Source organism: Erwinia sp. 198, from assembly GCF_003937915.1.
Lineage (GTDB): Bacteria > Pseudomonadota > Gammaproteobacteria > Enterobacterales > Enterobacteriaceae > Erwinia > Erwinia aeris.
This window is the reverse complement of sequence record NZ_RHUM01000003.1, coordinates 1-9,885: the sequence shown is the minus strand read 5'-3', so window position 1 is coordinate 9,885 and position 9,885 is coordinate 1. Positions and strand designations below refer to the sequence as shown.

Annotated in this window: 9 protein-coding genes and 1 pseudogene; 4 read left to right on the top strand and 6 right to left on the bottom strand. The window is 53.7% G+C overall.

Features of this window, described 5'->3' with window-relative positions:
• The first annotated feature begins 371 nt into the window (after window positions 1–371).
• Window positions 372–671 carry a hypothetical protein gene (locus EGK14_RS05050; RefSeq protein WP_125288001.1) on the top strand — a complete coding sequence of 100 codons (300 nt, stop codon included), beginning with the start codon at window positions 372–374 and terminating at the stop codon, window positions 669–671.
• A gap of 258 nt (window positions 672–929) precedes the next feature.
• Window positions 930–2,678, top strand: a complete 1,749-nt coding sequence (locus tag EGK14_RS05045; protein WP_125288000.1) for an amylovoran biosynthesis protein AmsF — start codon at window positions 930–932, stop codon at window positions 2,676–2,678.
• A gap of 40 nt (window positions 2,679–2,718) precedes the next feature.
• On the opposite strand, the gene EGK14_RS05040 is transcribed toward EGK14_RS05045, so the two are convergent.
• The gene (locus tag EGK14_RS05040) at window positions 2,719–4,098 is read right to left on the bottom strand and encodes a GGDEF domain-containing protein (RefSeq protein WP_125287999.1); all 1,380 of its coding nucleotides are present in this window, start codon (window positions 4,096–4,098) and stop codon (window positions 2,719–2,721) included.
• Between the two features lie 425 nt (window positions 4,099–4,523).
• A complete protein-coding gene (locus EGK14_RS05035; protein ID WP_125287998.1) occupies window positions 4,524–4,847 on the bottom strand; it encodes a DUF6388 family protein in 324 nt (107 codons plus the stop codon).
• A 154-nt stretch (window positions 4,848–5,001) separates the two neighbouring features.
• On the opposite strand from EGK14_RS05035, the gene yedD reads away from it, so the two are divergent.
• Entirely contained in the window at window positions 5,002–5,481 is a 480-nt protein-coding gene (gene yedD / locus EGK14_RS05030) for a lipoprotein YedD (protein WP_125287997.1), read from the top strand.
• Window positions 5,482–5,522: 41 nt separating this feature from the next.
• Here the strand turns inward: yedD and amyA are convergent, their stop codons facing one another.
• The 4 genes from amyA to fliD all read right to left on the bottom strand — a co-directional run bounded on the left by amyA (window position 5,523) and on the right by fliD (window position 9,369).
• The gene (gene amyA / locus EGK14_RS05025; protein WP_125287996.1) at window positions 5,523–7,004 is read right to left on the bottom strand and encodes an alpha-amylase; all 1,482 of its coding nucleotides are present in this window, start codon (window positions 7,002–7,004) and stop codon (window positions 5,523–5,525) included.
• 127 nt (window positions 7,005–7,131) lie between these two features.
• Window positions 7,132–7,500, bottom strand: a complete 369-nt coding sequence (gene fliT, locus EGK14_RS05020) for a flagella biosynthesis regulatory protein FliT (RefSeq protein ID WP_125287995.1) — start codon at window positions 7,498–7,500, stop codon at window positions 7,132–7,134.
• Window positions 7,500–7,907 carry a flagellar export chaperone FliS gene (fliS, locus tag EGK14_RS05015; protein WP_125287994.1) on the bottom strand — a complete coding sequence of 136 codons (408 nt, stop codon included), beginning with the start codon at window positions 7,905–7,907 and terminating at the stop codon, window positions 7,500–7,502. The genes fliT and fliS overlap by 1 nt, the downstream gene beginning before the upstream one ends.
• Window positions 7,908–7,923: 16 nt before the next feature.
• Entirely contained in the window at window positions 7,924–9,369 is a 1,446-nt protein-coding gene (fliD, locus tag EGK14_RS05010) for a flagellar filament capping protein FliD (protein ID WP_125287993.1), read from the bottom strand.
• A 361-nt stretch (window positions 9,370–9,730) separates the two neighbouring features.
• Here fliD and EGK14_RS05005 point away from each other — a divergent pair.
• Window positions 9,731–9,885 (top strand): annotated as a pseudogene (locus tag EGK14_RS05005) (flagellin FliC); the annotation flags it as partial.

The following is a 9,885-nucleotide window of genomic DNA, read 5'->3' as shown; positions in this document are numbered from 1 at the left end:
GCCATGTCAGAAACGACAACGCCGCCCGAACCGCCACCTACGGGATCTGACGCAACGCCTGCGGCACCGGTATCAACGCCCGTGGCGCCTGAGGTATCAGTCGTGACGTCGGAGCAAACCTCGGTACCCGGCAGGCCGGTCACGTCGGAAACGATAACGCCGCCTGACACAGCGACGACGCCTGATTCGGTACCTGCGGGATCTGACGCAACGCCTGTAGTGCCGATATCAACGCCCGTGGCGCCTGAGGTTTCAGAAGTGACGTCGGATCAAACTGCCGTACCCGGCAGGCCAGGCGGTTCGCATACGGCGGCAGCGCCTGCTTCCGCTCCTGCGGCGCCGGAAACGCAGCCTAAACCGGGAGATAAATCATGACAAGTTTCCTCGCCTTATTTAACGGGAGCTGGCATGTCCTTGCCGGGATTGGCGTAGTCATCGCGGCCGTCGTGGCCAGCTGGTTCGGCGGAAAAAAAACCGGCAAGGTGCAGGAAAAAGCGAAAGCGGACGTTCAGGCCGCAAAGGTTGAAAGCGCGCAAATTTCCGCCGTTGCTGAAAAGCAGGCAAAAAATAGCGAGGAAGCCAAAAATGTTCAGGCCGCTAATAATGCTCTTAATGACGACGACGCTCGTCGCAAGCTGCGCGAGTCGCAATACAACGACAGGCAGCCCTAAGCTTATCGTGGACTCATCCTGTACGTTTTTCTCTCCTATTAAAACATACGGTGAAGACTGGAAACTCATGGACATCAGGACAGTGAAGGAAATAAATGTGCACAATGATATGTGGAATAAACTCTGCACAAAATAAAACGGACACTAATCGCCCTCCAGAGGAAGGAGCAGGCGGGAAATAATAAAGGCTAAATCTGTTTAACTATTCTTTTATTCACTACAGGCAATTTGCACCTGCTTATTGTCGCGGAGGTTATTATGATTGAAGTTAACTCTTTTGCTGAACTGAAAACGACTGTGCCATCCAAAACTGGCGAGCTGGCTATTCTGCGTCGTTATTATAATAACGATAACTACTATCGCGGCGGCGGTAATTTCGTGGGCTACGTTACCACATCTTTGCCTGCAGATAATGGCGGTACCATTGCGGTTGGAAATGGCTTTTACTGGCGCCGTGTGGTGGACGATCCGGACGAGGTAAACCTGTTTCATTTCGGCGCACGCGGCGATGGCGCCAACGATGATACTACGCCGGTTAAAAACATGCTGAACTGGGCACAGACGTATAACACCAGCATGCGTGATATTGCCGTGCGCTTCCCGGCGGGTAAATTTCTGGTTAAGCCAATTGATATTTCAGCAAGTGAGACGGCGTTCTTCTATCTCTACGGAGATCATAACCCGCACGGCGCCATCCCCCGCACCACGATTATTTCCGATAAGTCGTCGGCGCCGGTATTCAAGGTTAAATCGCGGCGTGTCACCATTGAAGGGATCTGCTGGGATGGTCAGACGGCGGCGGATGTTAAAACCAATACGGGGGCGATTACGGCGGATCTGTGTTCCAACACGCAGCCGTTCTTTGAAAATACCATCGTGGCGGGCGAATCAGTGCTGATTGACGGTTTCCGCGCGCAGTACTGCGGCGGTACGGTTATCAAGCTGCTGGATACGTTGGATACCAAGTTTAACCAGGTTTATACCACCACCACCTACGGCCGGATTTTTGACGTCAACTATTCCGGCACGGCGGCGGGTTCGTGGGATCACTCAACGGCGATTGAGCTGACTAATGCGAACTTCCAGTACGGCTATGGCGAAGCAACGCTGTGGATGCCGCGCGTGACTCAGGGGTTGATCAACAACGTCTGGATTGAACATACCCGCTTCCCCGGCAACTTAAGTGATGGGCAGTGGATTGTCGATGCGCTGAGCGTGGAGGATTGTGCCAACAAGCTGAATATGACCAACAGCCGCGTGCAGATGCGTCAGCTTAACCTGCAAAGCGGCAGCGCGCTGGATTTGACCTTTGATGATAAAAGCCGCTGGCTGTCCGCCTTTGAGTACGGCTGGCGCCGCGACGAAAACTACGGTATCTCGCTGAACGGATCGATTCGCCCCGGCTGGTACTCCGGCTATCGGGTGACGAACAATACCAGCACCGATAAGTGGTTCAACCTGGGATTAATTAACTTCCCGAAAGATAACCTGCAATGGATTTTTGAAATTATCGGCAAGCTAAGTACGGAAGCGCTGGATAAAACGCTGGGCAATCCGACGACCTCCACCAGCTCCTGTATGACCTGGCTGAATATTTCGCGCTGCTGGAACGGTATTTATGGCGACATGCAGCATAAAGGCTTGCCGTCCGTGCTGGAGGCCAAAATCAACCGGGTTGGCATGACCGTTGCGGAGGTCTTTATCAAGGTGAAAGCCAACAGCGGCGATACCTCGTTCAGCCTGCGGGCAACGGGCCCAAGCCGCTTTGATTCCGGCGAATGCTGTTACTACCGACCCAGCCTGGCAGAAGCCGATGCCAGCGTCGTAGGGACAACGGTGGTTAACGCCAGGATGAGCCTGCACAACGGACTGGCAGGGGTTGGTGCCAATGAAAAAGGAGTGCTGACGATAGCTACCGCTACCGCTACAGCACCTTCGACCACGACAGTAGCAGGCTATGTCACGGTCAATATTAACGGTACAGACCGTAAAATTGCTTACTATTAGCCGTTAAGGCTTTGGCCGCCAGTGATGGCGGCCTTTTTTTTTACAGCATAACTTCCGGACAGACCCGATTTCGGCCGCCGCTTTTGGCCAGGTAGAGCTGTTTATCCGCGCTCTTAATCGCTTCATCCAGCGTTTTAGCATCAACCCGCTCCAGCGAGCTGAGTCCGATGCTGATCGTCACGCTTAAATCGTCGTCGTTAAGAACGATCCTATGCTGCTCAATGCTCTGCCGCAGCCGATTGGCGAGCAGAAAAGCGCGAGGCAGCGAAATATCCTCAATCAAAATCAAAAACTCCTCACCTCCCATCCGACTGATAATCGCCGTTTGCTGTAGCGTCTGACGAATACGCTCAACGGTTTGCGCCAGCACATAATCTCCCGCCGCATGTCCAAAAGTGTCGTTGATATTTTTAAAGCGATCGATATCCATCACAAAAGCCGCGCCGTTAAAGTTGTGATCCCTGCGCGCCATCAAAGCGTCGAGCCTGGCAGCCAGACCGCTGCGGGTCAGCGCGCCGGTGAGCAGATCGTAATCGGCCCGTCGGGTAATGCGGGCCACCAGCTTTTTATTGGCGGTAGCGCTGAGGGCGACGATCAGCGGACTGACCGTCATTGCCGCTACGCCCAGCCGCGCCGAAGCAAGACTATCAATCAGAAAGAAATCGTCTCTGCCCTGAATCGTTAATACGTTGCTGGCGACCAGGATAATTTCAGTGATGCCAGTGATAAGCGTCAGCAGACAGGTGATAAAAAGCGGATAGCTGACCGCGCACCACATCAGCGCCGGGAGAGGAAAAATCAGGCTGCCGCCGCCGCCCACGCTAATGCCGGCGGCAATGGATACGCCCAGTGAAATCAGCGGTAGCGGTGAAACCTGTCGGCACTCACTCAGCAGCTCGTTGATTTCATCGCTGTGGGGTAGGGTAATCATGACCGGCAACAGCAGAATAGAAGTGGACACCTGCTCGCAAAACCAGGAAATCCAGCCCTGAACCAGATCGTCATGAAAATAGTGCTGGCTGGCAACCGAGCCGATAACCGCGCACACCGCTGCGCCCACGACGGAGGCCGGAAAAACGCGGTTCAGCGCCTGCAGACGGCGTGAAGTAGTGCTGCCGGTTAGCAGGACGCCAAGGCCGGTAACGATAAAAGAGAGGTTGGCCGCGTCCATGCCCATTGAGGCAGCGACATGGGTGCCAAAAGCGATATCCGCAGTCACCAGACCGACATAAATAGCCGGAAAAGTCAGGGCCGAGCTAAGCTGGGGAAAACGGACCAGCAGACCCAGCAGCATAGCGTTGCAGGGCCAGAAAAGAGAAAGCGCGGCGTTAGTGCGGCAGTAGAGCCCCAGCATTGCCATACAGAGCGTGATAAAAAATAGCAGAATAACCAGGTTGATTTTATATTTACTTAATGGCATTTCGGTGGCTCAAATTTTATTTAAGGCAATGCCGCAAACGCGGCCTGCGCTTATACTTCCAGCTATCACAGTTAGTTTTTTGACTTTAATTTTCTTAATATTTTCTTATGATCCAAACAGATAAGAAAGATAATGCTCCTGGCCGCGACAAGGCAATAAAGTCAGGCTTCTTTATCCGGGTGGAAAAGCGCGTAAAGAATATCCTTATAATTTGCTGTTTTCAATCTCCTGAAAAATTAATCATGCTGTCGCGATCTTTCACGAGATACAGGCGTTAAGGCTATATATACCGTAAAAAAGTTCGCTTCACGCATTATTATTCACTGCGCTTTTCTGTTTGGGAGCATTCTCACCCTGGTTGGCACCAAAATTACGATTATCCGGCGCAACAGAGGGGTTACGCCGGAAAAAAGCAGGATAAACGGCTACAGCTCGTTTTTAATGCAGAATGCTTCCCAGCTCATGCCGAGCGCTGCGGCGTGCTGACGTAGGTAGGCTTCGATAGCCTGAGCCGCTACCGCTTTATTCGGCTCGGCCAGCTGGATGGCGAACAACATGCCATCCAGCTTTTTCTCACGCGTAAACGCGGCATAGGCGCGATCGGTTTGCATACGCTGTAAAGCCGGTAACGACATGCCGAGCGTCTCTGCGTCCTGCTGGGTCAGCGCGGCGATACCGGTTTTGATTTCCGGGTGCGCTTCCAGAAAAAGCGCGGTGGCGGCGGCGTAATACTCTTCAATGGTTTTCATAGCGGGATCCGGCAAAAAATGATGCGCCAGTTTACACGTCTGGCGTCTTTTCAGCATCTGCTGTTGAAAAGCGCGTAGGGCAGGGCGAGACAGCTTGAATTATACGGGTAAAAGATTATAACGTAGCGCCTGGCTGAAGAATCGGGAACTGAACATGAGAAAGTGGATTTTAGCGGCCGCTGCCGTCGCGATGACTGGCTGTGCGCAAATACCTAATTACCAGAGCGCGATTAAAACGCCGCCGCCTGCAAACCTGGTCGGTAACTGGCAGACGATGGGGCCGCAGAAAGGGCTGGTCAGCAAAGAGGCAAAAGCCAGCCTGATCGTTACCGCCGAAGGCGATACGCTGGACTGTCGCCAATGGCAGCGCGTTATCGCCAAGCCGGGCAAGATCACCTTGTTCTCTGGCGACTGGGTGAATGTGAATAACGAAGTGCGCGTAATGCCGCTGACGTTGGAAGGCAGCGAACTGCACTACGACAAGCTGGTGATGCAGAAGGTGCAGCAGCCAACGGCCGAATGTCAGGAAGCGTTAAAACAGGCTAAAGAGCAGGCGCAGACGCAAAAAGCTGCCAAAGCGCACAGCAACGGCCGGTCGCATCATAAGGTCATGATGAAAAACGGTAAGTCCTGATCCGGTACAAGCCGCGCGCGGCCTGCCGCGCGCGCATATTTTTAAATATCCAGCACCCAAACGCTGACGCTGCCCGCATTACAGAAGAAGGTCGCGTTGCCTTCTTCGTCCGAGGTAACCTGCTCTTCACGATGGCCCAGGTAGTCGTGCCATGTTTTACCGGCAAAATCCATGCCCAGCGGCAGCGTTTTCTCCCCCTGCTCGCCGTTTGACATAATCACCACGCAGCCCGCGTGTTCATCCGTGCCGCTGCGCGCGAAAGCCACACAGTTCGGATGATCGAACCATTCAGTCTGGATGCCGTGCGCATGCTCCTGGCGTGCGCGCAGCAAAGCCGGCAGCTCCGGGATCGCTGGCATATCGATCTGATACTCTTCGCCATCGCCGCCAGTGTCTTTGTAGCCGGCACCAAACAGGTCGGGGTAGAAGACGCAGGGTACGCCCTGTTCGCGCAGCAGGATCAGCGCATAGGCCAGCGGTTTAAACCAGGGCTCTACCGGCGCCTCCAGCGACTGGAGCGGCTGCGTATCATGGTTGGCAACAATAGTTACAGCATGCCAGTGGTCGTGTTCGACCAGCGTCCCGCTAAAAATCTGGCTGAGGTCGAAGTTGGCGCCCTCGCGGGAGGCGTTGTGGAATCTCATCTGGAGCGGCGCGTCGAACAGCATGGTTTTGCCTTCGACCTGATGAATATAGTTTTGCAGCTTCTCCACCTCGTGCGACCAGTATTCCGCCACGATAAACATCGGCTGCTCTGCCACTTCCTGAATATGATCGATCCACTGCTTATAGAACCAGGCAGGAATGTGCTTGACGGCATCCAGACGAAAGCCGCTGCAGGGCAGCTGCTGCATCATCCAGCGAGCCCAAAACTTCAGCTCTTCGGTAACTGCGCGATTGCGGAAATCGATATTGGCGCCCATCAGATAATCAAAATTGCCCAGCTCGTCGTCAACCTGTTCGTTCCAGCCGTCGCCGGTATAGGCGTTGATAATCTTAAAGACGCCGTACTCCTCCGGGTTATCAATGCAGTCCACGCCGTTAAAACATTTATAATCCCAGGTAAATTTTGAGTATTGACCGCCACGGCCCGGAAACGTAAAACGGGTCCAGGCTTCCGCCTCTATCACCTCGTCGTCGATCTCTTCCCGGTTTTCAGGGTTAACGCGATTGACCTGCACCTTCTCTTTTTCGTCTGCGCCCATTTTATGGTTGAAGACCACGTCCATAATGACGCCGACCTCATGCTCTCTCAGCGCCTTCGCCGCCGCGATCAGCTGCTCTTTATCACCATATTTGGTGGCGCGGCTGCCTTTCTGTTCAAATTCCCCAAGGTCAAAAAGATCGTAAGTGGCGTAGCCTACGCCTGTTGCGCCTTCGGAGCTTTTATAGGCTGGTGGCAGCCAGACATCGGTGATCCCCGCCTGCGCCAGCCATTCGGCGCGTTCAGCCGCTTCTGGCCACAGCTTGCTTCCTTCGGGGTAATACCAGTGAAAGAACTGTAATAATGTGGGGTTACGCATGCCATTGCTCCAATAGTCATCAGCGGGAAACTGAAGTATGGAAGAGGTGGCGGGAAAAGCGCGGTAAGCGCAGAAATATTTTCCGCTGCGCTTACTGGCTTCATTCGGGGCGATTGCCCGAGTGGGATTAAACGCCTTGGGCGTTTTGCGGGAACAGGATCACGCCCGCCATGCCGCCATAGGCTTTATTGACGGTTTTCTGGCGGCTGGTCTGGCTAATCAGCTGCGCCAGCTCTGCCTTGCGCGCCTGCAGCAGGTTTTTCACTTCCGCTTCGTTGGCAAGGATATGGCGCAGTACAGGACGTAACTGATCCTGAGTCTGAGCCGAGACGGGGGTTTGCTGCGTACACTCCGCCAGTTTTCCCACCGCACTGACATAATCGACTTCCATTTCGATCAATTTATCCCACTCGCCTTCTGTTGCCAGGCGCAACATTGACTGGCTGAGCACTAAAAGCTGTTGGTAAATCGAGAGCAGATGCGGTGCAATATTCATTAAACGGCGTCCTGAAGAACAGTATTAACAGTGACTTCTTTCCAGGCATCGGCAATGTTGCGCAGCAGATCTTCCACTTCCTGAACGGCAGCGACATCATTCTGCAAATTACCCTGGAGAAGGCGTCTTATCATGTAGTCATAGAGCGCCAGCAGATTGGCAGCCAGCTCGTCGCCGCTTTCATCCACCAGGCCCACTTTCAACCCATTTTCAATAATGTTGATGGCTTTGGAGATGGCGTTGCCTTTGCCTTCAATCTGGCCATCCAGCATAAACAATCGTGCGCGAACCAGGGCGCTAAGCGCCCCGTCGAACAACAGCGTGGTCAGCTGCTGCTGGCTGGCACCCAGCACGCTGCTTTCCAACCCAACTTTGCGGTAGAGCTGTGCTCCTGAATCTTTATACATATCGTCCCCGGCTTAATTAGCTGGATGAAGTTGAAGAGAACTGCGACGTCAGGTATGTCGACGTGTTGGTCAGGGAGTTTACGAGCGTACTCAGGTTCGTAAACTGCGTCTTGTACCGGGCCATCGTCGCGTCAATCGAATCGCTCATTTGATCATAACGATTGCTCAGCGCTTTCAGCGTGGTATTGATGCCATCCTCTGCGTTCTTGATGATGCCTTCTTTACCGACCGTGGTGCTCAGCATCGCGGTTAAGGTGCTGTTCAGCTTGGTCGCGAAACCGGTGCTGCTGCCGTCGCCGATAAAGAACTGGCTGACAGCCTGCGGGTTATTGGTCAGCGCAGCGGTCAGCTTGGTGTCGTCTACGGTCAGCGCACCGGTAGAACCGTCGCTCTGCACGGTTGGATCGATAGTGATGCCCAGCTGTCCCAGAATCGAGTAGGAGCCGCCCTGTACGGTGGTCAGGATTGAGTTCATGCTGTTTTCTACCGCACGAACCGTACTGTCGCCCAGCAGCGCGCCGTTGCTGCTTGACTGCGTTTCGCCAGCTGACACGGCGGTATACTTGGTGACCGAAGCAATAGTCGACTTCAGCGAGTTGTAGGCCGTCACAAAGGCATTGATGGTTTTTTTGCTGTCATCAATAGAGCGTGAAACCGTCAGCTTCTCGCCGGAGGCGTCGGTGCTGGCAGCGTTCAGGTTCAGCGTAACGCCGGTTAACGCATCGGTAATATTGTTGCTGCTGCGCTCAATCGCCACGCCGTTAATGTTGAGTTTGGCGTTCTGAGAGGCGGTCTGCACCGACATATTTTGCGTGCCGGTCGCGCTGGCGCTATAGCCAATCGCGCTTTGCAGCGTATCATCGCCGGTCACGCTGACGGTCATATCGCTGTCGGTGCCGGTGGTCTTCGAGCTGAGCATCAGGCGATAATCGCCGCTGCTGGCTTTAATAATGCTGGCGCTGACGTTGCCGGCGCTTTTGTTAATGGCGTCGGCAATGCCGGACAGCGACGTCTGGCTGTCGGTTAGCGTAATCGTCAGCGGCGTAGTGCTGCCGCCCTGGGCAATGGTCAGCGTGCGGCTGTTGCCGCTGGTGGTGCCGCCCAGCGCCGTGCTGTTGCTGCTAAACGAACCGGACATCAGCGTCTGTGCTTTCGCTATCTGATCAACGTCAACGCTATAATCCCCGGTTGAGGCCGTTGCGTCGGTAGTAGCGGTAAAGGACGTGTTGGTGCTGGTCACGGCCGTCGCGCTGAAAGCAGACGTCTTGGTCAGCGCCGCTGCCGCCGTTTGCAGCGCGGCCATAGAACTCTGCAGCTTGCTATAAGAGCTGAGCTGGGAATTATAGGTCGTCTGTTGTTTAGTAATCGCGGTCAGTTTTGTCTTCTCAGCGGTTTCTAAACTGGTGTAAAGGGTATCCAGATCAAGGCTGGTACCGACTCCGAGCGAGCTTACACTTGCCATGAGAGATCCTTAAGAATGAGATAGGTGCAAAACACATATCGGCCGCAGAGATAAAAAGTTTACGCCGCAGAAAAAAATTTAATGGGCAGAATAAGAGGGATATCCGCAGGTAATTAGCCAGATCGTTTCTTCAGGTCAGGGTTACTATAATGAGAGTTGCAGAGTACGCATCGGCCGCGAAACGGCGGTCGGGAAGGGGAGAATAGTCACGTTTTTTAATGTTGATTCAACGGGCTAATGGGTTTTTCACTTTTTTTCTAAAGTTCAGATTAACCCAACCGATAACTTCAGTAACGGTGGCAGACGCCGTGAGCGTTAAAAGCTCAGCCTAACAAACCAACTGATTTTGAAGGAAACTATTATGTCCGTTATTAACACTAACATCATGTCGCTGACTACTCAGAACAACCTGAACAAATCACAGGCTTCTCTGAGCACCGCTATCGAGCGTCTTTCTTCCGGTCTGCGTATCAACAGCGCAAAAGATGACGCCGCGGGTGAAGCTATTGCTAACCG